Source organism: Enterobacter sp. 940_PEND, assembly GCF_001059415.1.
GTDB lineage: Bacteria > Pseudomonadota > Gammaproteobacteria > Enterobacterales > Enterobacteriaceae > Enterobacter > Enterobacter cloacae_M.
The window spans coordinates 1-23067 of sequence record NZ_JUMS01000113.1 but is presented as its reverse complement, the minus strand read 5'-3'; the positions used below and the strand labels follow the sequence as shown (position 1 = coordinate 23067).

Annotated in this window: 19 protein-coding genes and 1 pseudogene; 10 read left to right on the top strand and 10 right to left on the bottom strand. The window is 55.8% G+C overall.

Features of this window, described 5'->3' with window-relative positions:
* Positions 1-33: 33 nt before the first annotated feature.
* A complete protein-coding gene (gene yodD, locus ADJ24_RS15825) occupies positions 34-261 on the top strand; it encodes a YodD family peroxide/acid resistance protein (protein ID WP_008500310.1) in 228 nt (75 codons plus the stop codon).
* A 301-nt stretch (positions 262-562) separates the two neighbouring features.
* Positions 563-1363: a mannosyl-3-phosphoglycerate phosphatase-related protein gene (locus ADJ24_RS15820; RefSeq protein ID WP_023312313.1), complete on the top strand. Its 801-nt coding sequence runs from the start codon at positions 563-565 to the stop codon at positions 1361-1363.
* Here ADJ24_RS15820 and dgcQ read toward each other — a convergent pair.
* From dgcQ to ADJ24_RS15805, 3 genes are all read right to left on the bottom strand, one after another.
* The gene (gene dgcQ, locus ADJ24_RS15815) at positions 1360-3048 is read right to left on the bottom strand and encodes a cellulose biosynthesis regulator diguanylate cyclase DgcQ (RefSeq protein ID WP_023312314.1); all 1689 of its coding nucleotides are present in this window, start codon (positions 3046-3048) and stop codon (positions 1360-1362) included. The genes ADJ24_RS15820 and dgcQ overlap by 4 nt on opposite strands.
* A 73-nt stretch (positions 3049-3121) precedes the next feature.
* Positions 3122-3304 (bottom strand): YodC family protein, encoded by a 183-nt coding sequence (locus ADJ24_RS15810; RefSeq protein ID WP_023312315.1) that lies wholly within the window; start codon positions 3302-3304, stop codon positions 3122-3124.
* Between the two features lie 78 nt (positions 3305-3382).
* A complete protein-coding gene (locus tag ADJ24_RS15805; RefSeq protein ID WP_023312316.1) occupies positions 3383-4294 on the bottom strand; it encodes a DUF808 domain-containing protein in 912 nt (303 codons plus the stop codon).
* A 178-nt stretch (positions 4295-4472) separates the two neighbouring features.
* On the opposite strand from ADJ24_RS15805, the gene yedA reads away from it, so the two are divergent.
* Entirely contained in the window at positions 4473-5387 is a 915-nt protein-coding gene (gene yedA / locus ADJ24_RS15800) for a drug/metabolite exporter YedA (RefSeq protein WP_023312317.1), read from the top strand.
* On the opposite strand, the gene ADJ24_RS15795 is transcribed toward yedA, so the two are convergent.
* From ADJ24_RS15795 to ADJ24_RS15785, 3 genes are all read right to left on the bottom strand, one after another.
* On the bottom strand, positions 5359-5850 hold the full coding sequence (locus tag ADJ24_RS15795) for a very short patch repair endonuclease (protein ID WP_023312318.1): 492 nt from the start codon (positions 5848-5850) through the stop codon (positions 5359-5361). The two genes, yedA and ADJ24_RS15795, sit on opposite strands and share 29 nt — an antisense overlap.
* Positions 5831-7246, bottom strand: coding sequence for a DNA cytosine methyltransferase (locus ADJ24_RS15790; protein WP_023312319.1), 1416 nt, complete (start codon positions 7244-7246; stop codon positions 5831-5833). Before ADJ24_RS15790 ends, ADJ24_RS15795 begins: the two co-directional genes overlap by 20 nt.
* Before the next feature lie 61 nt (positions 7247-7307).
* Positions 7308-8009, bottom strand: coding sequence for a phosphohydrolase (locus ADJ24_RS15785; protein WP_023312320.1), 702 nt, complete (start codon positions 8007-8009; stop codon positions 7308-7310).
* Positions 8010-8293: 284 nt separating this feature from the next.
* On the opposite strand from ADJ24_RS15785, the gene ompC reads away from it, so the two are divergent.
* On the top strand, positions 8294-9469 hold the full coding sequence (ompC, locus tag ADJ24_RS15780) for a porin OmpC (protein ID WP_023312321.1): 1176 nt from the start codon (positions 8294-8296) through the stop codon (positions 9467-9469).
* 55 nt (positions 9470-9524) lie between these two features.
* On the opposite strand, the gene ADJ24_RS15775 is transcribed toward ompC, so the two are convergent.
* Positions 9525-10388, bottom strand: coding sequence for an N-acetylmuramic acid 6-phosphate etherase (locus ADJ24_RS15775; protein ID WP_023312322.1), 864 nt, complete (start codon positions 10386-10388; stop codon positions 9525-9527).
* A gap of 164 nt (positions 10389-10552) precedes the next feature.
* On the opposite strand from ADJ24_RS15775, the gene ADJ24_RS15770 reads away from it, so the two are divergent.
* Both ADJ24_RS15770 and dcuR read left to right on the top strand, forming a co-directional pair.
* Positions 10553-12169, top strand: coding sequence for a sensor histidine kinase (locus tag ADJ24_RS15770; RefSeq protein ID WP_023312323.1), 1617 nt, complete (start codon positions 10553-10555; stop codon positions 12167-12169).
* Positions 12166-12885, top strand: coding sequence for a two-component system response regulator DcuR (dcuR, locus tag ADJ24_RS15765; RefSeq protein ID WP_023312324.1), 720 nt, complete (start codon positions 12166-12168; stop codon positions 12883-12885). Before ADJ24_RS15770 ends, dcuR begins: the two co-directional genes overlap by 4 nt.
* Here dcuR and ADJ24_RS15760 read toward each other — a convergent pair.
* Positions 12866-13828, bottom strand: coding sequence for an FAD:protein FMN transferase (locus tag ADJ24_RS15760; RefSeq protein WP_048702928.1), 963 nt, complete (start codon positions 13826-13828; stop codon positions 12866-12868). The two genes, dcuR and ADJ24_RS15760, sit on opposite strands and share 20 nt — an antisense overlap.
* 94 nt (positions 13829-13922) lie before the next feature.
* Positions 13923-16703, bottom strand: a complete 2781-nt coding sequence (locus ADJ24_RS15755; protein ID WP_023312326.1) for a flavocytochrome c — start codon at positions 16701-16703, stop codon at positions 13923-13925.
* A gap of 604 nt (positions 16704-17307) precedes the next feature.
* Between ADJ24_RS15755 and ADJ24_RS15750 the strand changes: the two genes are divergently transcribed.
* From ADJ24_RS15750 to ADJ24_RS15735, 4 genes are all read left to right on the top strand, one after another.
* Positions 17308-18816: an anion permease gene (locus tag ADJ24_RS15750; protein ID WP_023312327.1), complete on the top strand. Its 1509-nt coding sequence runs from the start codon at positions 17308-17310 to the stop codon at positions 18814-18816.
* Positions 18817-18869: 53 nt separating this feature from the next.
* Positions 18870-20519: a class I fumarate hydratase FumA gene (gene fumA / locus ADJ24_RS15745; RefSeq protein WP_023312328.1), complete on the top strand. Its 1650-nt coding sequence runs from the start codon at positions 18870-18872 to the stop codon at positions 20517-20519.
* A 282-nt stretch (positions 20520-20801) separates the two neighbouring features.
* Positions 20802-22115, top strand: a complete 1314-nt coding sequence (locus tag ADJ24_RS15740) for an MFS transporter (protein WP_023312329.1) — start codon at positions 20802-20804, stop codon at positions 22113-22115.
* Positions 22112-22900 carry a substrate-binding domain-containing protein gene (locus tag ADJ24_RS15735; RefSeq protein ID WP_023312330.1) on the top strand — a complete coding sequence of 263 codons (789 nt, stop codon included), beginning with the start codon at positions 22112-22114 and terminating at the stop codon, positions 22898-22900. Before ADJ24_RS15740 ends, ADJ24_RS15735 begins: the two co-directional genes overlap by 4 nt.
* Here the strand turns inward: ADJ24_RS15735 and ADJ24_RS15730 are convergent.
* Positions 22875-23067: pseudogene (locus tag ADJ24_RS15730) on the bottom strand (LysR family transcriptional regulator); the annotation flags it as partial. The gene ADJ24_RS15735 and the pseudogene ADJ24_RS15730 overlap by 26 nt on opposite strands.

The window sequence follows — 23067 nt, the reverse complement described above, 5'->3', positions numbered from 1 at the left end:
ACCGTTGGACACGGTTGAATGAGGAACCCCGTAATGAAGACCGATAAAGAGTACAGCGACACCATCAAGCGCGAAGTCGAGGTGGATGTCGATGCCCTGCTGGCCGCCATCAATGAGATCAGTGAGTCAGAAGTCCGCCGGTCGGACGACAATTCGGACCGCGTCATTGTCAACGGAAGGGATTATCACACCTATCGCGAGCTGGCGGAGGCCTTCGAGCTTGATATTCACGACTTTAGCGTGTCAGAAGCCAATCGGTAGGGCGAAAAAAATCCCGGTCATGGGGATGACCGGGATCAAAACTTGCTTATGCAAGAAGCACTTGAAAATTCGTTACACCAGGAAATCTGATGTACATGCCACACTATCCCCAACGTATTTGGCTGACAAGCATATATTCTTACGATGAATATAATATTTTTAACATAATGCTTTTAGTTATGAGCAATAACACACGCCGAATGCGGGTTTGCCAGGGGCATCCCTCTTATCTGCGGTTTTCGCCTCAATTATTTTTTAGGAATTTTCTTAGGTCGAAACGCATCTGTTACCAGGAGTCGCTATGCCTTCACTGCGGGATACATTGCTGATTTTCTCTGACCTGGATGGTTCACTGCTGGATATTCACACCTATGAGTGGCAACCCGCCATGCCCTGGCTGGACAGGCTGCTGGATAATCAGGTTCCGGTCATTCTTTGCAGCAGCAAGACCGCGGCAGAGATGCTGGATCTCCAGCTGGATCTGGGGCTTGAAGGCTTGCCTTTTATTGCCGAGAACGGCGCGGTGATTCAGCCTGACGTACGCTGGGATAAGATTCAGCGCCAGATCAGGGGGATGACGCACCGGGATATTCGCCCGCGAATCGAGCAAATTCGCCTGCAGACGGGCTATAAATTCACTACCTTTGACGACGTGGATGAGCACGTTATCAGCGAGTGGACCGGACTGACGCGCTACCGTTCGGCGCTTGCCCGCAAGCATGAAGCGTCCGTCACGCTCATCTGGCGCGATACCGACGAGAAAATGGTTCAGTTTGAAGAAGAGCTGGCGAATGTCGGACTGAAATGCCTGCAGGGCGCGCGCTTCTGGCATGTGCTGGACGCCCGCTGCGGCAAAGACGTTGCGGTAAACTGGCTGATTGAGCAATACCGCGAGCTGGAAGAGATTGAACCCACCACGCTGGGGCTCGGCGACGGTCCCAATGATGCGCCGCTGCTCGACAGCGTTGACTTCGCGGTAGTGATTAAGGGCATTAACCGTGAGGGCATCACGCTACGGGACGATAACCCCGCCCGGGTTTATCACACCCGACAGCCCGGCCCGGAGGGCTGGCAGGAGGGGCTGGATCACTTTCTCTCTTAATCGCGCCAGACGACCCGGTTACGCCCGCTCTGTTTGGCCTGATACAGCCGGACGTCCGCCACGGACTGCAGCTGTTCAAACTCGTAGTTTCCCGCTTCATCCGCGCTGCTGACCCCCAGCGACGCGCTGACGCGCAGGGTCGTGCTCTTCTTCACCAGGATCTCCTTACTGTTGATGCGGCAGCGAATACGGTCCGCGACGCTTCTCGCCTCCTCCAGGCCGATCCCCGGCAGGACGACGCAAAACTCTTCCCCGCCTACGCGCCCTGCCACATCATTCTTGCGTAACGCGCTGGCAATCAGCCCTGCCGTGTGGGAGAGCACCTTATCCCCGGCCTGATGGCCGAAGCGGTCGTTGATGTTTTTAAAATGGTCGAGATCGATCTGAATCACCGAGAACGGCAGCGACTGCTGGCGACAGGTTTCCGCCAGCAATTTTGCGCGGTCGAACAGCGCGCCGCGATTATTCAGCCGGGTAAGCGGGTCATGCCAGGCCTGCCACTGGAGCGAGTGCTGAAGCGTGTACATGTTACTCACCATGCGGCGGATCACCAGCCACGAGATCAACAGCATGGCGGTAAAGAGCGCCCACATCAGCGCCAGCACGATACTGATGCTGCCGAAGTCGTCCTGTACCCCTTCGTGCAGGGTGTGGATCCGCAGGACAACGCCGTCGAAGTGATCGAGCCGCTCCCAGCTCACAAAACGACTTCCGAGGCGGATCCCGCCGCCGGTAGCGTGCTCAATCGCCTGCGCAATCTGCGCCGTTTCGCGTTCGTCAAAATGGTTAACCGCGTTTCCCGTACGGGCAGAGGTGGCAATCATATTGAGCCGGGTATCGTACAGCTGATACTCCCCTTCCGTTCGGTCTTCCGTCGCATCGGCCAGCAGGCGCTGCATCGTGCTAAGCGTAAAATCCATCGCCACGACGCCATACCAGTAACGATCGAAATAGATGGGAACGCTGGCGGTGATCGTACGTTCATCATTGGTCCAGGATGACGGGGTAGAGATAAACCAGCGCACCGCGCGAGCGCGATTGTTCCGCTCTGACTGCTGGGTAAACCAGGGCTGCGTGACCAGATGGTAATAGCGGGAGGTAATATCCCCCGCCTGGTCCAGCGTATCCGTGGAAAGGAAAAAACCGGCACGAGAGACGTAGATCACCCGCGCTTCCGTTTGTGCTCTCGACGACGCCAGCCTGAGAAGATACCCCACTTCGAGCGCGGCAGAAATTTCATGACTGATGCGCTCAGCGTCCCGATTCAGAAGCGTGGTTTTATCCACGAACACATCCGAGACCCCGTTTATGGGAAGCGTGCGCTTTTTATCAACGGCAATCTGCCAGGTTGGGAGCATGCGGACGGTATTAAAGCGTGATACCGCATCCTGTAAGACTTCAAAGGCCAGCGGCGTCTCGATCGCATCATGCATGCCCTGACGGAAAAACAGCATCCTGTCCACGCTGTTCTGCAGCTGCCGGTCCAGAGAACTGGCCACCGTATCCAGATGATTGCGCTGGCTGGAGATGTAGGCCTCTTCCAGTACCACCACTTCACGCCAGGTCAGTAGGGTGGAAAATACCAGAACCACCAGAAAACAGAGATTAACAATCAACCCCGGATTGCTACGCTTATGCAGCCATTGCAAAAAGGATTCTCTTACAACAAAGGTATCGCGCTGCACACACACTCCCTGATCGCTGCCTTACACCCGGTACTGGAGATAAAAACGCCCGGCAAAGCCGGGCGTTATGTGATTAAGCCTTGTCCCGCTGGTGCTGCCCGTCCCCCGGCTGAAGCTCATCTTCACGAAATGCTTCCCGCTTGATGCCATAGCCATCGTGCCACCGGCATTCCACCATTCCGCTGGAATAGCCGGTCACAATCATACGTGGGCCGCCCTTCTTAGGCTTAACTTCATCACTGACCAAAAAGACCATACCTGCCTCCTGTATCAGGGTGAAACTGTTTCAATTTAGACGAGGAATGGTCTTTTTGCATCCCACAACGGGTAACAATTAGTGCGACGTGCCGCGTATTTTTTCAACCAGCTTCACTGCCGCAACCACGATAGCGCCAATGATAAAGCCCAGCACCAGATTCAGCAGCGTGGGCAGAATTGCCGCGACAACGGCCCCCTGCGCCGAGGAAAAATGTTCGATAGCATGGTGCAGAGGCGCGATACCGTGAACCACGATCCCGCCGCCCACGAGGAACATCGCCAGCGTGCCTACCACCGACAAACTCTTCATCAGCCACGGGGCCAGCACCAGCAGGCTTTTGCCGATGCCTCTTGCCACCGCGCTCGTTTTCTCTTCCAGCCAGTAGCCAATATCGTCCAGCTTGACGATCAGTCCCACCAGGCCGTAGACGCCGACGGTGACCAGAATGGCGATGCCGGAGAGGATCAGAACCTGATTCAGGAGCGGCGCGTCAGACACGATACCCAGCGTAATGGCGACAATCTCCGCGGAGAGGATAAAGTCGGTCCGAATAGCGCCTTTGACCTTATCGCGCTCGAAGGTTTTCGGATCCTGAGCGGCCAGCGCTTCAAGACGCTGCTGGCGCATCTCCGGCGTATCGCTCTGCTTGCGCGCGCTAAAGGAGTGCAGGACCTTCTCTACGCCCTCGAAGCAGAGAAACGCCCCGCCAATCATCAGCAGCGGCGTGATGGCCCAGGGAATAAACGCGCTGATCAGCAGCGCCAGCGGCACCAGAATCACCTTATTCAGGAAGGAGCCTTTTGCAACGCCCCACACCACCGGCAGTTCACGGTTAGCCCTTACCCCACTCACCTGTTGAGCGTTAAGCGATAAATCATCTCCCAGCACGCCTGCGGTTTTTTTCGCCGCCAGTTTCCCCATCACTGAAATGTCATCCAGTAAGGTCGCAATATCATCCAGCAATGTTAATAAGCTACTTCCTGCCAAAATCTTAATCCTTCATTTTTTGGTAATTAGGTGAATAGTATGGAGCAAAAGCGCAAACCCGGAAACACCCACCTCACGTCAACAAAAAATTCACATCAGCTACACAATTAAAGGGCTCGCCAGCGCGATAGTTTTCGCGTTTACTATCAGCGACCTTTTTATTTCGTCGTGAGGGATTATGCGTTTCCGGCAATTGCTACCGCTCATTGGGGCACTCTTTTCGCTGTACATCATCTGGGGCTCAACCTACTTTGTCATTCGCATCGGCGTGGAAAGCTGGCCGCCACTGATGATGGCTGGCATTCGCTTTCTCTCGGCTGGCGTGCTGCTGCTGGCCTTCCTGCTGCTGCGCGGGCATAAGCTTCCCCCGCTGCGCCCGATGATGAATGCCGCCCTGATCGGCCTGCTGCTGCTGGCGGTGGGAAATGGGTTTGTAACGATTGCCGAGCACCAGAACGTACCGTCCGGGATCGCCGCCGTGGTCGTTGCCACCGTACCGCTATTTACCCTCTGCTTTAGCCGCCTTTTTGGTATCCGCACCCGCAAGCTGGAATGGCTGGGGATTGGTATTGGCCTTGCCGGCATCATTCTGCTGAACAGCGGCGGTAACCTGAGCGGGAATCCGTGGGGCGCAATCATCATCCTGATTGGCTCGATGAGCTGGGCGTTTGGTTCCGTCTACGGTTCGCGTATCGAACTGCCGACCGGCATGATGGCGGGGGCGATTGAAATGCTTGCCGCCGGAATTGTGCTGCTGCTCGCCTCCACGCTGACGGGAGAAAAGCTGACGACCCTGCCGCCTCTGTCGGGCTTTCTGGCGGTAGGCTACCTGGCGCTGTTTGGTTCCATCATCGCCATTAACGCCTATATGTTCCTGATCCGCAACGTCTCCCCGGCTGTCGCGACCAGCTATGCCTACGTCAACCCGGTCGTGGCCGTGCTGCTCGGAACGGGATTGGGGGGAGAAACGCTCTCACCTGTGGAATGGATTGCTTTAGGGATCATCGTGTTTGCCGTCGTGCTGGTCACCCTGGGCAAATATTTACTGCCCGCAAAACCTGTGGTCACGCCTTGCGAGGTGGAGAAACCGTAAGCAGGTGAATACCCTGCGTGTCGATCTGCGCGGTCTGGCCGCCGCCGCAGATCCACTCTTCCAGCCGTTCGGTCAGATCGGTATCGTTCAGTTTTAATCTGCCTCTCAGCGCGCACTCCCAGACGATCAGCACCCGCCAGCCCTGCGCAATCAGCGCGCTGAGATCCCGGCGGTCGCGCTCGACGTTCTTGCCAATTTTATCCAGCCAGAAATCGGTGCGCGTCGCGGGGACCTTAAACAGGTAGCAGTCGTGGTGATGCCAGAAACAGCCGTGGGTAAAGATGATGCACTGCCAGGCGTCGATGACGAAATCCGGGCGACCCGCAAGCGCGGGATCCTGCACGCGGAAATCAAACCCCGCCTGCGTCAGCAGCCCGGCCAGGCGCTTTTCGATGGCGGTGTCACGCGTGCCGATGGCACGCATATTTTTGCTGCGCGTGGCCTTATCGTGAACATCCGTCATTGACGGCCTCACCCTGACGGAGTGCCACCGCCTGTCTGATGCGCGAGGCCAGCAGTTTTGCCACGGCCGCGAACGCGGGAACCACCACCGAATTACCAAACTGGCGGTACGCCTGAGTATCCGAAACCGGAATGCGGAAGCGGTAGCCCTGCGGGGTCTCAAATCCCATTAACCGGGCGCATTCCCGCGGCGTTAAGCGTCGCGGACGGTGACGCTGGTTGTGCGGATCGTCGAAATCTTTTTCACCCAGCGCCTTGTCCCAGCCTCGGTCGATCAGGATCTCTGCCCCGTCCTTATAGTATCGAGCGGACAACGTGCGGGTCACGCTGTGCGGATCGTTGGGGTTTACCATTCCAAAACCGAAGCCGTTGCCCTTCGCCTGATGTTTCTTGGCATAGCGGTAGAGGTATTTCCACAGCACCGGGGTAAGAATAAATTTCGCGTCAACGACAGGTTCCAGCAGATCGGCCACGGTAGGACGACGCTCGGGATACAGAGACGGGATATCCCGCAGGGTGAAATCCCCCTTGAGATTGAGATCGCGGCGGAAACCCACCAGCACGATACGTTCGCGATGCTGGGGCAGAAAATGTTTCCCATCAATGATTTTGGGATCGTCCGCGCCTATGTCCTGCGAGTCGGCCACGTCATAACCCAGCTCATCCAGGGTCTGCATGATAATGCGGAAGGTTTTTCCGCCGTCGTGGCTCTTTAGATTTTTGACGTTTTCCAGCACAAATATGGCCGGGCGGCAGGCATCGATGATGCGCGCCACATCAAAAAACAGCGTTCCCTGGGTATCGCAGGCAAAACCGTGGGCGCGTCCGAGTGCATTCTTTTTGGAGACACCGGCCAGCGAGAAGGGCTGACAAGGGAAGCCGGCCAGCAGCACGTCATGCGCCGGGATCGTCTGGCGAATATGCTCGGCGGCCTGTTCATCGCTCACGCCGCTTTTATGGCTCAGGGTCACATCGCGGATATCCGCGTTGAAATGATGCTCGTGCGGATCGCAGTACCAGTTGGCCTTGTAGGTCCGGACGGCATGCTTGTTCCACTCGCTGGTAAACACGCACTGTCCGCCGATAGCTTCAAAACCGTGTCGGATACCGCCGATACCGGCAAACAGATCGATAAAGCGGAAGGCATAGTTCGGATGCGCGGCAGGAGGACGCGGAAGCAGGTTTTGCAGATAACGAAACTCGCCTTCACTCAGGCGACGCCCTGCGCGTTCGCTGGTCAGCAGACGCTTAAGGATCGCCGGGCTCCAGTGGCTCTCGCCGTGCGCCACCAGCATATTGGCCAGCGTTTTAGCATCATAGATATCCAACAGCTGGTGCAGCAACGCCTGCACCGTTGCCGTTGATTTCTCAGCCTGCTCGGGCGCGGGCTCTGTCACTGATAGATTTTCCTGCATTCTTTTAACCGGAGAGTAAAGACTGGGAACAGATTACCACAGTTCAGTTGCGCAAACTGCGACGGAAGCGGCTCAACACCTGGCTATCCAGCCCGATGCAGTCACCGTGTAATTCGGCACTGAGTTTCGCCATAAACTGGATCAGGAAATCGGCATTGTGACGTGCCAGCTCGCGGCCCATTTCCGTTTGCATTGTATCAGGCAATCGCAGCAGCTTGGTCTGAAAATGGTCCAGGGCAAACGCACGATCGTCAAGGATACGCGCATCGGCAAAGGGATCGTCAGCATCAAAAAGCGGCACGCCCAGCGCGCCCGAGACGGCAAAGACGCGCGCCAGACCGATAGCGCCTAACGCTTCCAGTCGGTCTGCGTCCTGCACAATTTTGGCTTCCATGCTCTGCGGCGCAATCCCGGCGCTGAAGCTGTGCGCCTCAATCGCGTGCGCGACGCTGGCTGCGTGCTCTGGCGGAAAATCAGGGAAGTCGCGGCGCAGAATGTCACACGTCCTGCGCGCTGCCATCTGGGATGACCGGCCGCGTTCGGGATGGTTTTTCGGCAGGCTGACAATATCGTGGAAATAGCATGCGGTCAGGATCACCAGCGGCTCCACCGCCTGGTCAGCCATGATTTTTTGCGCCGTCATCCAGACCCGACGAAAATGCGAAATATCATGTGCGGTATCGTCGGTGCTGTGGTTTTCCTCGAGCCAGCGCTCAAATCGCTGCTGCCACTGGACAAGTTCCATCGTCATATCCTGTTGTTTAAAAGTGCATGAATTATAACATAGACGAATTAAATCAATTTAAAAATAGAATCACGAAATACTTAATAATAATTACACCATATAAATTCAATGAATTAATTCACAGGAAAAATAAAGAGATTAATAGAAATATCTGGAAATGTTTATTAGAATTTAATTACATTTATTTTCGAAACTAAATAACATTCCCTGGAATAGTATCAAGCCTGTAATTACGGAGGGTGATTACATATATTCATGTAAATTATATTTAAAGGGAATATATAATGAAAAGAAAAGTTCTGGCAATTCTGGTACCCGCATTATTAATGGCAGGCGCAGCCAATGCGGCTGAAATGTACAACAAAAACGGCAACAAAGTTGACCTGTACGGCAAAGTCGACGCGCGTCATACCTTCTCTGACAACCCCGGCGACGACGGCGACGAAACCTATGTGCAGGTTGGCTTCAAAGGCGAAACCCAGATCGCTAACGACCTGATCGGTTACGGTCAGTGGGAATACAAAACCTTCGCTAACGATACCGAAGGCGCGGGTAACAAATCGTTCAACCGCCTGGCGTATGCTGGCCTGAAATATGGCGAATACGGCTCATTTGATTATGGTCGTAATTACGGCGTCGTGTACGACGTTGAAGCCTGGACCGATATGCTGCCTGTATTTGGCGGTGACTCTTACACCTGGACCGATAACTTTATGAACGGTCGTGCTAACGGTCTGGCCACCTACCGTAACCAGGATTTCTTCGGTCTGGTTGAGGGTCTGAATTTCGCGCTGCAGTATCAGGGTACGAACGAAGGCCAGGATGCAACAGAAGATCAGGAAGGCACGAAAAACGGCCATGACGATGTTCGTTTCCAGAACGGCGACGGTTTCGGTATGTCTACCATTTATGATTTTGACTTCGGTCTGAGCCTGGGTGCGGCATATTCATCTTCCGACCGCACGAACACACAGGTTGCATACGGTGCAGGTAACGACAACCGCTACAGCCCATATGCAGGAGGCGAACGCGCTGAAGCCTGGACCATTGGCGCAAAATATGATGCGCAGGGTGTTTACCTGGCCATGATGTATGCGGAAACCCGCAATATGACGCCATTTGGTAGCGGTGAGACGGTTGGTATCGCCAACAAAACGCAGAACTTTGAAGCCGTAGCGCAGTACCAGTTCGACTTCGGCCTGCGTCCGTCTCTGGCATGGGTTTACTCCAAAGGTAAAGACATTGGCGGCAATGATTACAACCCAGGTAATACTTACAACTATGTCGATCAGGATCTGGTGAACTATATCGATCTCGGTATGACCTACAGCTTCAACAAAAACTTCTCGACTTACGTTGATTATAAAATCAACCTGCTGGACAACGATGAAAGCTTCTACGAAGCCAATGGCATCTCAACAGATGACATCGTCGGCGCAGGCATGACCTACCAGTTCTAATTCCTCAAAAAACCAAAGGCCGCGATTGCGGCCTTTTTACTTCTTCACGGGAATATTACGGCGCTTCCTGCAGCGCCACGCGAATAAACCCGTTATTCTGCGCCAGCAGCTCATGGGCTTTCCATGCATCCAGCCCTGTCAGCACCATCAATACCGCCGTTTTACAGTTATGGTTACAGCTCGCCAGCGCGGCTTTTGCCTCGGCCCGAGTGCATCCCCCCGCTTCCATTACAATCGCAATTTGCCGTTCAACCCATTTGGTTGTGCCTGCCTCAAGATCCACGCGCAGGTTGCTGTAAACCCGTCCGGTGCGGACGGCCAGCCCGGTGGCGATCATCGAGAGGATCATTTTTTGCGCGATCCCCGCTTTAGTGTTGATATAGCCTGCGACGACATCGGCCCCCAGCTCCGGAGCGATAACCATGCTTGCCAGCTGCGCGGCTTCGCTTTGCGCATCACCGGTAACAATGGCGACCGGTGAACCCAGCGACCACGCATGGCGCATTGCCCCCCAGACCCACGGCGTTTTTCCGCTGACGGTCACGGCCAGCATCATATCGTGTTCACCAAACTTGATGGCCTGCAGATCGGCAACGCCGCGCTCGTAGCTCCCTTCCCCTTCTTGTGCCGTAACGGCCATAACAGGAGTTTTGCCCGGCGCATATTCATCGGCAACCTGTTGCGCTACGCGCCCTGACGGCCCCGCGCCAACAACAATCAGGCGACCGCCGTGGCTGAGCGTCGCGGCGGCGTTGTCCACCACGCGGGCAATAGCATCTAGACAGGGGGTAATAGCAGCAGAAATGAGTGCATCATCCTGGTGAATGACTTTCAGCATGTCCAGCGTGGACAATCTATCAATATTCATCGTGCTGGCGTGCCGTCTTTCCTTGACCGAACCGGTAAGCATAACGCTCATAAACAGCCTCCTTATTATGAGTACCCACACACTATAAAGTGTTTTATATAGACGACCTGCGAGGAGTGTCACGAAAAGGGGACCAAATCCACGCCTTTACATGGCTTTAAGAAAAGCGCGTCATCGGCGATAATTACCCCTTTCTTAATTATCGCGGAGTGTTGATGAGCGATTTGCAGCCTTTCCTTACGACGCGCAAGCGCCCCATGAAGCTGAACACCCTGGTCACGCTGATGGTGTGCGCGATTATTGCCTCTGTGCTGCTGGTGGTTTTTGCGCTCTACTCCGTGCAAATCACCCGGGCGACCCGCGATGATGTTAAAGATACGGCTCTGGGTATCGCCAGAACGCTGGCAAACAGCCCGGAGATCCAGCGCGGCCTGATGCAGCCACCCCAGGCGGACATCATTCAGCCCATCGCCAAAGCCGTCACCCAACGCAACGATCTGCTGCTCACCGTGGTGACCGACATGCGGGGAATTCGCTACTCGCACCCGAACGAAGCCCTCATCGGCCTGCATTTTATTGGCAACGACCTGGAACCTGCGCTGGAAGGTAAAGAGAATGTCTCCGTAAACCGTGGCGCCCTCGCCGAAGCGCTTCGCGTCTTCACCCCCGTTTACGACAGCCAGCACGACCAGATCGGCGTGGTGGTAGTCGGTATCTCCCTCAAAAAAGTGGAAGATCAGATTGCCCGCGGACGGCTCAACGCCGTCTGGACCATTTTGTTCAGTATATTTATGAGCTCCATGGCGATTTGGGGTCTGGTGCGGGTACTGAAACGCATCCTGTTCGGGCTCGAACCTTACGAAATTTCCGCCTTGTTCGAACAGCGTCAGGCGATGCTGCAGTCGCTTCGCGAGGGAGTGCTGGCCGTCGATATTCACGGGCGCGTGACGATGATCAACCAGACCGCCAGAGAAATATTGCTTCTCCCCTCCGGCAAGCAGACCGAAAACGCCAGCGCCCCCCTGCTGGCCAGCCTGCGTGAAGTCTCTAAGACGGGCGTCGCGCGCCAGGATCACGAGATTAGCTGTAACGGGCGTCTATTGCTGTGCAATATGGTGCCCGTTAAAAGCCAGGATCGGGTGATCGGCGCCATCACCACCTTCCGTGATAAAACGGAAATCAGCCAGCTGATGCAGCGTATTGATGGCATGGTTAACTACGTCGATGCCCTGCGCAGCCATACGCACGAGTTTATGAATAAACTGCATGTGATCCTGGGCCTGCTGCACATGAAGCGCTACGACAAGCTGGAAGAGTACATCATCCAGACGGCACATAATTACCAGACGGATATCGGTACGATACAGAGCAAGGTAAAATCCCCGGTTATTGCCGGGTTCCTGCTGGGTAAAATCAATCGGGCGAAAGAAGCGGGCGTCACCCTGACGCTGGCGGATGAATTCCAGATACCGGATACCGCGAGCGAAGAGCAGGTCGCGGTGCTGATCACCGTGCTGGGTAACCTCATTGAAAACGCGCTCGACGCGATGGAAGGACAGCAGGAAGGTGAGATCGGCCTGCTGCTGCATTATCAGAACGGCTGGCTCAGCTGCGAAGTGAGCGACGATGGCCCCGGCATTGATCCCGCTCAGCTGGAGGCTATTTTTACAAAGGGCTTCTCAACAAAAGGTGAAAACCGCGGCGTTGGGCTGTTCCTTGCGCGCCAGCAAATCCAGAACCTCGGCGGCGATATCACCGTCGAGTCTGAGCCCGGCGTTTTTACCCAATTTTTTGTTCACATCCCCTGGGATAGCGAGAGGAATATCGCGTGATAAATGTATTAATTGTCGATGATGACGCCATGGTAGCCGACCTCAACCGTCTGTATGTCAACCGTGTTGAAGGTTTTAGCTGCTGCGGCGTCGCCTCCACGCTAAACCAGGCCGAGGCCATCATTAATAACCCCGGGCACCCTGTCGATCTGGTGCTGCTGGATGTCTATATGCAGCAGGATAACGGGCTGGATCTGCTGCCCGTTATTCGCGCATCCGGGCGCCCAATCGATGTGATTATGATCTCGTCGGCTGCCGACGCCGCCACGATCCAGACCTCTATCCATTACGGGGTGGTGGATTATCTGATCAAGCCGTTCCAGTTCCCGCGCTTTGAAGAGGCGCTGAACGGCTGGAAGGCAAAGCACAGCCTGATGGGTTCGCACCAGTATTATGAGCAAGCCGACGTTGACCGGCTGATCCACGGTGGGGCGCCGGAACTGGCGGACAGTAAAAAGCTGCCGAAGGGGTTAACGCCGCAAACGCTGCGCACGATTTGCCAGTGGATTGACGCTCACCCGGAGACGGAATTTTCTACCGATGACCTGGCTAACGCCGTCAATATCTCCCGCGTATCCTGCCGTAAATACCTGATTTGGCTCGCGCAAATCAACATTCTGTTCACCAGCATTCATTACGGTGCCACCGGGCGTCCGGTGTATCGCTATCGTCTCCAGCCGGAGCAGACCGGCCTGCTCAAGCAATACTGTCAGTAACGCGGTAGTCATTATCCAGCAGGGTAAAACGGAAGTGGTGCATCGAGGAGATCACCACTTCTTTTGTTTTGGTCACAAAAATCGCTTCGATATCAGGGCGAGAGCGCAGCACAGCGCAGCCCTTCTCTACCCCCATGCCGTACATCAGCGTCGTCCAGATATCGCCGTCGATAGAGTCTTTCGAAACAATCGTCACGCTGTCCAGCTCGTTGTCCAGCGGATACCCGGTGCGCGGATCGAGAATATGGTGATAGCGCTTGCCGTTTTGCTCAAAGTAGCGCTCGTAGGTTCCAGACGTCACGACGGACAGGTTCTCTACGGTCATCGTGCCGATCAGCGCATCCCCCGCGAACGGTTTTTTCAGCCCCACGCTCCAGCCCCCTTCCGGTGAGCCTAACGTCTGAATGTTTCCACCGAGGTTGATCAGCCCCAGCTCAGCGCCCTCTTTATGCAGGTAATCTCGCACCCTGTCGGCGATATAGCCTTTGGCAATGGCCCCCAGATCGATCTCCATCCCCGCTCTGGTCAAAAACACGCTGCTGCTGGCCTCATCAAGAAGGACATCTTCAGGACGGGTTTTCGCCAGCAGCGACGCAATTTCCTCCGCAGGCGGAACGCTGTCTCCCTGAAAGCCAATTTTCCAGCGCTTCACCAGCGGACCTATCGCCAGGTTAAAGGCGCTGTCCCTGAACAGGCTTGCCGCTTTTGCACAGCGGATCAGCTCAAAAACCGGCCGGCTGACGGTAACCGGATGCTGGCCAGCCGCATGGTTAATGTCCATCACCTGCGAGTGCGCGCGGTTAACGGTGAGCAGATCTTCGTACTGTTTGATCAGGCGAAACACGCGGGACGCGAGGGCTTCGTCGTGGGAGAAGAGTTTCAGGAGAATGGGTGAGCCCATCAGGACGGCGGAATAACTGTAAACGCGATGGTCATCAGGCATGACTGGAGTCCTCAGATGTAGCCCCGGCAGGCACCGCGCCGCCGGGGAAAATGCCGGATAACGCTGCGCGTATCCGGCCTACAACACAGGGGCCTTACTGCTTTTTCGAACGCATAGCCGCCTGATGTCCTGCAAGCGTACCAAAAATAATGATATCTGCCACTGCGTTACCGCCGATACGGTTACCGCCGTGGATCCCGCCGACCACTTCACCGGCCGCAAACGCGCCTGGCAGCACGTTGTGGTTGCTGTCCAGCACGCAGGTTTCGGTGTTGATGGTCACGCCGCCCATGGTGTGGTGCACGCCCGGCGCAATCTGAATGGCGTAGAATGGCCCTTCGTTGATAGGCGCACGCAGCGCGGTGGTACGACCAAAATCGTCATCATGCTGTTTTTCAACGAAGCCGTTGTAACGTTCCAGCGTCGCGAGGAAAGCGTGGTAATCCATACCCAGCGCTTCAGCCAGGGCTTTTGGCGAGCTGGCGCTGGTCACGAAACCTTTTGCGATGTACTCATCCGCGGCTTTGTTTTTGGCACGTACGTGCTCGTCAAAGACGATGTATGCGTATTTCTCCGGCAGCGCGATGATTGACGCCGATACCTTATCGCGGGTCGACATTTCGTTGTAGAAGCGCTCCCCTTTCTGATTGACCAGAATCGCCCCGCCGCCGCGAATGGATTCGGAAATCAGGTACGAGGTGTTCTGCTCAACGGTTGGGTGAATTTGAATTTCGCCCATATCCACAGTACCCGCCCCGATGCGCTCCAGCAGCGCGATGCCGCCGCCGGTTGCCCCTTTGTGGTTGGTGGTGACGAACCCTTCAAGATCCGGACGGTATTTCACCACCATCTGGCTGTTGGCGCTGAAGCCGCCGGTGGCAACAATCACGCTTTTGGTTGCCACGGTGACGGTTTCGTTCTCTTCGGTGGTCAGACGTACGCCGGTCACTTCGCCGTTCTCGAAGATGATGTCGCTGACGGAGGTATCCAGCATCACCTCGATGTTGCGTTTGTTGACGTTACGCACCAGGCCGCTGATCAGGTAGCCGCCCACCGCAGAACCGTCTTTTGGACGGTGAGTACGGTCGATGCTCATCCCGCCGGTGGTGGTGATGTCGTTCAGCATGATGCCGCGCGTTGCCAGCCACTCAATTGCCTGCGGCGCGTTTTCGACGAAGCGACGCAGCAGTTCCGGGTTGTTCTTGTTGCCGCCGCCTTTAAGGCTTTCCTGATAGAACAGCTCCTTGCTGTCATGAATGCCCTTCACGCGTTGGAAGCGGGTTTCGGCGGCGTTCATACCGGCAGAGGCTTTAATGGTGTTCCCGCCGATGGTCGGCATTTTCTCGACAATCAGCACGCTCGCGCCTTCGTCGTGAGCCTGGATCGCTGCCGCCAGACCGGCGCCGCCGCTGCCGACAACGACCACGTCCACGCTGCGGGTTTCGTTCGGGTCGACGCCCTCTTCCGCGGCCAGCGCTTTGCTGGATTTCAGCATCGCTTTAGAGACCGCTTTCTTCACCGCTTCACTCTGGCTGGTTGCGCCGGTGATGGCATCCACGTGCGGGGTGTTGGCATCCAGAATGCGGGTACGGATCTCTTCAAAGCTGGTCACAAACTCAACGTCTTCGCTCGGGCCGGAGGCCAGCTCAATGTCCGCAATGCGGTCGGTTTCCAGACTGACGTTGATCACCAGTTCGTTAGCGTCATCCTGCACTTTCTCAGCAAAGGTACCCGGTTTGAATTTGGATTCGCCCATGCTCATGTCGCGGATCATCGCTTCTACCAGCGAGAAGCGCCACAGCGGTTCAGGAATGCTGAGCTCTTCGCGTTTGGTGCTGTCCATAAACAGCTCCAGGCTTTCCCCGGCCGCAATGCGGTCTGTCCAGTCCGGATAAGCGATGGTGGCGCGGCCAACGGCAATCAGGTCGTAACCGTGATCCAGCGCCTCATTCACATCGGAAGCATTCACCACGCCGCCCACGCCCATGACCGGAACCTGCGCCAGCGTTTCAGAACGCATCGCGCAGTATTTTTCGATAAGCGGAGTTGGATCCTGAGTGTCGACAATGGAAGGACGCAGGGTCGCGCCGACGGAGAAGTGCAGATAGTCCACGCCGCGCGCCGCCAGTTTTTCCAGCAGGTACATGGTGTCGTCAAAGCGGATGCCCGGGACTTCCATCTCTTCAGGGGAGAAGCGGTAGCCAATAATAAACGCGTCGTCCGCGTACTGGCGCACCATTTTGTGGGTAATGTCCAGCACGGCCAGCGGGAACTTCGCGCGGTTATCGCGGCTGCCGCCCCACTCGTCATCGCGCTGGTTTGAATTCGGTGAGTAGAACTGCTGAATCAGATAGGTGTTTGCCCCGTGGATTTCCACGCCGTCGAAACCGGCCTGGATGGCGCGGCGCACGGCCTCACCAAATTTGCCGATCATGCCTTCCACTTCTTCTGCGGTCAGAGCAACCGGCGTTGCGGCACCTTCACGCGGCGCGGCTACGGCGCTCGGGCCAACCGGGGTGCGGCCACCAATCAGTTTTGGGTCGACCATGCGGCCGCCGTGGTAGATCTGCAGCAGCGCCTTAGATCCTTTGGATTTAATGGCCTCTGCGATTTTCGCCAGCCCGGCAATTTTCTCATCATTATCAATACCGATGGCACCCGGGAAGGCGAGACCGAGATCGTCGACGAAGCAGCATTCCACAATGATGGTGCCAATGCTGCCGGAACGGGCACGATAGTACTCCACCAGCTCGCTGGTGACGGTGCCGTCAAAATAGCCGGTACAGGTTGTCATAGGGGCCATTAACAAACGGTTTTTCAGTTCAGTACCATTCGGTAATGTGAAAGGGCTAAGAATGCGTTCGTTAGTGCTCATAATAGAAACTCCAAACTTTTAAAAATTAAGAATTCGTTATCGGATTGATTTTTTATTTCGTCGTTATTTGCCGATGTCATGATATTAATATAATGATTTTTTTAGCTTCTAAAGTTATTACGTTAGTTAAAAAACTATTTAATCTCTTCGATAACACAAATAACACATTGGTGTTAGCGACTGTAATTCAGCCATTCACAATAATTTAAAATTCGTTAAATGATTAATGGTAAAACCAATTCACCAAAACAAAATTAAGATCAATAAAAACAATGCACTACAAACACACCACAATCTTAACTGTTAAAAAAATGATAAAAAACATGCCAAAAACAGGCAATAACCACATACGCCAGAGTGGTTATCAGTAAAAGCATAAAAATAACGCTGCAATTCTATTTTTTTGATCGCGATCAATAGTTATGGCATTCAAAAGCGCAATATAAAAACATCATCATTTTTTAATTTAGCGCACACGAAAACGCGTTAAATCGCTATTACTGAAAATACAAGAAAGCACCTTTAATAACTAAAAAAAGCAAAGAAATTAAATAAAGTGCTTTTTCATTGTGACCGAATTTTTGACAACTTAAGACGTGAAACTATGAATACAAAAACTGCTGTAACGCCCCCTGTGGCGAACCAGGCATCAAATGGAAACGCAAAACGATTGCTGATGATGGCGCTACCCGTCATCGTCGCCGTACTGCTGCTGTTTGTTCCCGTTCCTGAAGGCTTGCCGCCTTACGCATGGCACTACTTCGCCATCTTTGTCGGCGTGATCGTCGGTCTGATCTTCGAACCGCTGCCGGGTGCGGTGATCGGCCTGACCGGCGTGGTCGCCATCGCCCTGTGCAGCCAGTGGGTGCTGTTCAGCCCCGATCAGCTGGCTGACCCGAAATTCAAACTGGCGGGCGCCTCCTTTAAATGGGCGGTGAGCGGGTTTGGTAACTCTACCGTCTGGCTGATTTTCGGTGCCTTTATGTTCGCCGCAGGCTATGACAAAACCCGCTTCGGCCGCCGTCTGGCGCTGATTCTGGTGAAGTACCTCGGCCGTCGCAGCCTGACGCTCGGTTACGCCATTACGTTTGCTGACCTGCTGCTGGCACCGTTCACCCCGTCCAACACCGCGCGCAGCGGCGGAACCATCTACCCGATTATCGCTAACCTGCCGCCGCTGTACGGTTCAAAACCTAATGACCCAAGCGCGCGTAAGATTGGTTCATACCTGATGTGGGTGGCGATCACCGCCGCCTGTATCACCAGCTCAATGTTCCTCTCCGCCCTCGCGCCAAACCTGCTGGCCCTGGCGCTGGTGAAAAGTACGGTTGGGATTGATATCTCCTGGGGCACCTGGTTCCTCGCCTTCCTGCCGCTGGGTATCCTGCTGATTCTGACCATGCCGCTGCTGGCCTACTGGTTCTACCCACCTGAAGTCAAAGTGAATAACGAAGTGCCGCTGTGGGCGACCCGCGAGCTGGAAAAACTGGGCAAACTGTCCCGCAACGAAATTCTGCTGCTGGTGTTCGTGTGCTGCGCGCTGCTGATGTGGATCTTCGCCGCCGCGTGGATTGAGCCTGCCATGGCGGCCCTGCTCATCGTCGGTCTGATGCTGTGGACCGGCGTGCTGGAGTGGAACGATATCACTGGTAACAAGGCCGCATGGAACACCTTCGTCTGGTTCGCCACCCTGGTTGCGCTGGCGGATGGCCTCTCCTCTACCGGCTTTATCAGCTGGTTAGGTAAAGAAGGCGGTCTGCTGATGAGCGGTATCTCTCCGGGCGTGGCGACCATCGTTCTGCTGCTGGCGTTCTACCTGCTGCACTACCTGTTTGCCAGCACCACAGCGCACACCACAGCGCTGCTGCCAGCGATGCTGACCATCGCCTCCACCATCCCTGGCATGAATATGGAAGTGTTCGTTCTGCTGATGGTGACTTCGCTGGGCGTGATGGGGATCATCACCCCATACGGTACTGGCCCAAGCCCGATTTACTACGGTAGCGGCTACCTGCCAACCAAAGACTACTGGCGCCTCGGCACCATCTTCGGTGCCATCTTCCTGGCGGCCCTGCTGCTGATTGGTTATCCGTGGATGTCCATGATGTTCTGATTCCTGACCGCCGGACGTTTCCTCCGGCGGTTTTATTTTTGTGGAGCAATACTATGTCGAATAAACCGTTTTTTTATCAGAACCCCTTCCCTCTTTCCCATGACGACACCGAATACTACCTGCTGACCAAAGAGCACGTCTCCGTTGCCGAATTCGACGGTCAGGAAGTGCTGAAAGTGGAGCCGGAAGCCCTGACCCTGCTGGCGCAGCAGGCCTTCCACGATGCCGCGTTTATGCTGCGTCCTTCCCATCAGAAGCAGGTTGCCGCCATTCTCAACGACCCGGAAGCCAGCCAGAACGACAAATACGTTGCCCTGCAGTTCCTGCGTAACTCTGAAATTGCCGCAAAAGGCGTTCTGCCAACCTGCCAGGATACCGGCACTGCTATCATCATGGGCAAAAAAGGCCAGCGCGTCTGGACCGGCGGCGGTGACGAAGCGGCGCTGAGCCAGGGCGTGTATAACACCTACATTGAAGATAACCTGCGCTACTCGCAAAATGCGGCGCTGGACATGTATAAAGAGGTGAATACCGGTACCAACCTGCCCGCGCAGATCGATCTCTACAGCGTGGACGGGGACGAATACAAATTCCTGTGCATGGCAAAAGGCGGCGGTTCTGCCAACAAAACCTACCTCTATCAGGAAACCAAAGCGCTGATCACCCCGGCGAAGCTGAAAAACTACCTGGTTGAGAAGATGCGTACCCTGGGCACTGCGGCCTGCCCGCCTTACCATATCGCGTTTGTGATTGGCGGTACGTCAGCGGAAGCCACGCTGAAAACCGTGAAGCTCGCTTCCACGCGCTACTACGACGCGCTGCCGACGGAAGGTAATGAACACGGCCAGGCGTTCCGCGATGTTCAGCTCGAACAGGAACTGCTCCAGGAAGCGCAGAACCTCGGCCTCGGCGCGCAGTTCGGCGGTAAATACTTCGCCCACGATATCCGCGTGATCCGCCTGCCGCGCCACGGTGCCTCCTGCCCAATCGGCATGGGCGTCTCCTGCTCCGCAGACCGCAACATTAAAGCGAAGATCAACCGCGACGGGATCTGGATTGAGAAGCTGGAACACAACCCGGGCCAGTATATTCCTGAATCACTGCGCCAGCAGGGCGAAGGCGACGTGGTGAGCATCAATCTGGACAAGCCGATGAAGGAGATCCTGGCACAGCTTTCCGCGCACCCGGTCTCTACCCGCCTGTCGCTGAACGGGACCATCATCGTGGCGCGCGATATTGCCCACGCGAAGCTGAAAGAGCTGCTCGACAACGGTGAAGAACTGCCGCAGTACGTTAAAGATCATCCGATTTACTACGCAGGCCCGGCCAAAACGCCGGAAGGCTACGCGTCTGGCTCACTCGGCCCGACCACGGCTGGTCGTATGGACTCGTATGTGGACTTACTGCAATCCCACGGCGCGAGCATGATCATGCTGGCGAAAGGTAACCGCAGCCAGCAGGTAACCGACGCCTGCCATAAGCACGGCGGCTTCTACCTGGGCAGCATTGGCGGCCCGGCGGCGGTGCTGGCGCAAAACAGCATTAAGAGCCTGGAATGCGTCGCGTATCCGGAGCTGGGAATGGAAGCCATCTGGAAAATTGAAGTCGAGAACTTCCCGGCGTTTATCCTGGTGGATGACAAAGGCAACGATTTCTTCCAGCAGATCCAGAACAAACAGTGCGCGGGTTGTTCACAGCGCTAGGTCGAGACAGTCCGGGTGGCGCAACGCTGCCCGGCAGTCGCAGAAAGACATGCGCCTGCGTCATGTCACAAAACCGTGATATCAGCCACTTAGCAAAACGTGGTGAATAAAAAATCAATTAATTGTTAAGTTATTGTTGTCATTAATTGTATTTATCCCGCGAAGGCTATTCATGCAAAAAGTGCATCAGCCGATGCGGCATTTGCGCTTATCTATTTCCTCATCCTGATCCAGTTTTCAAAAACAGACGCGTAAAACGTCAACAATAAACTGGAGATAACCATGTTTTCCTCAACCTCACCTGCAACCGTACGCTCGAAAGCGGGCGCCATACTTCGCGTGACGTCCGGCAACTTTCTTGAGCAGTTCGATTTCTTTCTTTTCGGCTTCTATGCCACCTACATCGCCCACACGTTCTTCCCGGCAAGCAGTGAATTTGCGTCGCTGATGATGACCTTCGCCGTCTTCGGCGCGGGCTTTTTGATGCGTCCAATAGGCGCCATCGTGCTTGGCGCATATATCGACAAGGTGGGGCGCAGAAAGGGGCTAATCGTCACGCTTTCCATCATGGCGGCGGGGACGTTCCTGATCGTGCTTATCCCCTCTTATCAAAGCATCGGTCTGTGGGCGCCGCTGCTGGTGCTGACGGGCCGTCTGCTGCAGGGCTTTTCCGCCGGTGCGGAGCTTGGAGGCGTCTCGGTTTATCTGGCTGAAATCGCCACGCCGGGGCGCAAAGGGTTTTACACCAGCTGGCAGTCCGGCAGCCAGCAGGTCGCCATTATGGTCGCCGCGGCGATGGGCTTTGCCCTGAATGCCCTGATGGAGGAGAGCGCCATTCGCGAATGGGGCTGGCGCATCCCGTTCCTGTTCGGCTGCTTAATCGTGCCGTTTATCTTTTTCCTGCGCCGCAAGCTGGAGGAGACGGAAGAGTTCAGCGCGCGCCGCCAGCATCTGGAGATGCGTCAGGTCTTTAAAACGCTGCTCGGCAACTGGCAGGTGGTGGTCGCAGGCATGCTGATGGTGGCGATGACCACCACCGCGTTCTACCTGATCACCGTCTACGCCCCCACTTTTGGCAAAAAGGTGCTGATGCTCAGCGCCTCGGACAGCCTGCTGGTCACGCTCCTGGTGGCGATTTCTAACTTCATCTGGCTGCCGGTGGGCGGCGCGCTGTCGGATCGCTTCGGGCGCAAGCCGGTGCTGATTGCCATGGCCCTGCTTGCGCTGGCGACCAGCTACCCTGCCCTGACGCTGCTGGCGAGCGCGCCCAGCTTCTCCATGATGCTGATCGTGCTGCTGTGGCTCTCCTTCCTCTACGGCCTGTACAACGGCGCGATGATCCCGGCCCTGACGGAGATTATGCCTGCTGAAGTGCGCGTGGCGGGGTTCTCTCTGGCTTACAGCCTGGCAACGGCGATCTTTGGCGGCTTTACCCCGGTCATGTCCACCGCGCTGATTGAATACACCGGTGACAAAGCCTCGCCTGGCTACTGGATGAGTTTCGCCGCCGTGTGTGCCCTGCTGGCCACGCTCTACCTCTACCGCCGCCGCGCGGTATCGCTGCAAAACACCGTCAAGTCACAGGGGGCAGTATGAAACGCACCTATCGCTTTACCGCCAGCGCGCTGGTGCTGGCGCTCCTGAGCGTTAATGCCTGTGCCCAGGACGTGAAGGTCATGATTTCAGGCGGCTTCAAGGCCGCCCTGGAAAAGCTGGCCCCGGACTATGAACGCCGGACCGGGGATAAAATCGTGATTATTCCCGGACCCTCAATGGGCGCTACGCCGCAGGCGATCCCAAACCGACTGGCGCGCGGCGAGAAAGCCGACGTGGTGATTATGGTGGGCGATGCGCTGGAGAAGCTCGAAAAAGCCGGCCAGACCCAGCCGGGTTCGCGAACCGAACTTGCGGACTCCCCCGTTGGCATGGTGGTGAAAAAAGGGGCGGATGTCCCTGATATCAGCAGCGAGGCGGCTCTGCGTAAAACGCTGCTGCAGGCCAGCTCCATCGCCTACTCTGACAGCGCCAGCGGCAGGTACGTCAGCCAGACGTTGTTCAAAAAGCTGGGGATTGAAAAGGAAGTGGCGGATAAAGCGACAATGGTCGAGCGTATCCCGGTCGCCTCAGAAGTGGCGAAAGGAAAATACGCCGTCGGTTTCCAGCAGGTGAGCGAGCTGCTGCCGGTTCAGGGCGTCACCTTTATCGGGAAAATCCCAGATAATCTGCAGTACATCACGCGCTTCGCGGGTGCGGTCACCCGTCACGCAGAATATCCCGCGGAGGGGAAAGCGCTGCTAACCTATCTCGCCTCACCGCCCTCCAGGGACGTCATCCAGAAGACGGGAATGATCCCCGTTACGTCCGGCGATACTGCTCGGTGATCTGTTTTTCCAGTTCAGCCGCAATGTAGGACTGGATGCGCCCCCGGCGCCGGATAAGCCCCACGGTGCGTTTCACTTCCGGCGCCACCAGCGGCAGATGCGTCAGCAGCGTGTGCTCTGACGTCGGCATCGACATGGCGGGAACGGCAGCAATGCCGATCCCCGCC

What these genes read in the sequence shown, in the direction of transcription:
- ADJ24_RS15775 (WP_023312322.1), bottom strand. Translation starts at nt 10,388, where the DNA reads ATGAGCGTTATGCTTACCGGTTCGGTCAAGGAAAGACGGCACGCCAGC.
- fumA (WP_023312328.1), top strand. Translation starts at nt 18,870, where the DNA reads ATGTCGAATAAACCGTTTTTTTATCAGAACCCCTTCCCTCTTTCCCAT.
- ADJ24_RS15750 (WP_023312327.1), top strand. Translation starts at nt 17,308, where the DNA reads ATGAATACAAAAACTGCTGTAACGCCCCCTGTGGCGAACCAGGCATCA.
- ADJ24_RS15740 (WP_023312329.1), top strand. Translation starts at nt 20,802, where the DNA reads ATGTTTTCCTCAACCTCACCTGCAACCGTACGCTCGAAAGCGGGCGCC.
- ADJ24_RS15770 (WP_023312323.1), top strand. Translation starts at nt 10,553, where the DNA reads ATGAGCGATTTGCAGCCTTTCCTTACGACGCGCAAGCGCCCCATGAAG.
- yedA (WP_023312317.1), top strand. Translation starts at nt 4,473, where the DNA reads ATGCGTTTCCGGCAATTGCTACCGCTCATTGGGGCACTCTTTTCGCTG.
- ADJ24_RS15735 (WP_023312330.1), top strand. Translation starts at nt 22,112, where the DNA reads ATGAAACGCACCTATCGCTTTACCGCCAGCGCGCTGGTGCTGGCGCTC.
- ADJ24_RS15820 (WP_023312313.1), top strand. Translation starts at nt 563, where the DNA reads ATGCCTTCACTGCGGGATACATTGCTGATTTTCTCTGACCTGGATGGT.
- yodD (WP_008500310.1), top strand. Translation starts at nt 34, where the DNA reads ATGAAGACCGATAAAGAGTACAGCGACACCATCAAGCGCGAAGTCGAG.
- ADJ24_RS15810 (WP_023312315.1), bottom strand. Translation starts at nt 3,304, where the DNA reads ATGGTCTTTTTGGTCAGTGATGAAGTTAAGCCTAAGAAGGGCGGCCCA.
- ADJ24_RS15755 (WP_023312326.1), bottom strand. Translation starts at nt 16,703, where the DNA reads ATGAGCACTAACGAACGCATTCTTAGCCCTTTCACATTACCGAATGGT.
- ADJ24_RS15760 (WP_048702928.1), bottom strand. Translation starts at nt 13,828, where the DNA reads ATGCCTGATGACCATCGCGTTTACAGTTATTCCGCCGTCCTGATGGGC.
- ADJ24_RS15795 (WP_023312318.1), bottom strand. Translation starts at nt 5,850, where the DNA reads ATGACGGATGTTCACGATAAGGCCACGCGCAGCAAAAATATGCGTGCC.
- ADJ24_RS15785 (WP_023312320.1), bottom strand. Translation starts at nt 8,009, where the DNA reads ATGGAACTTGTCCAGTGGCAGCAGCGATTTGAGCGCTGGCTCGAGGAA.
- ompC (WP_023312321.1), top strand. Translation starts at nt 8,294, where the DNA reads ATGAAAAGAAAAGTTCTGGCAATTCTGGTACCCGCATTATTAATGGCA.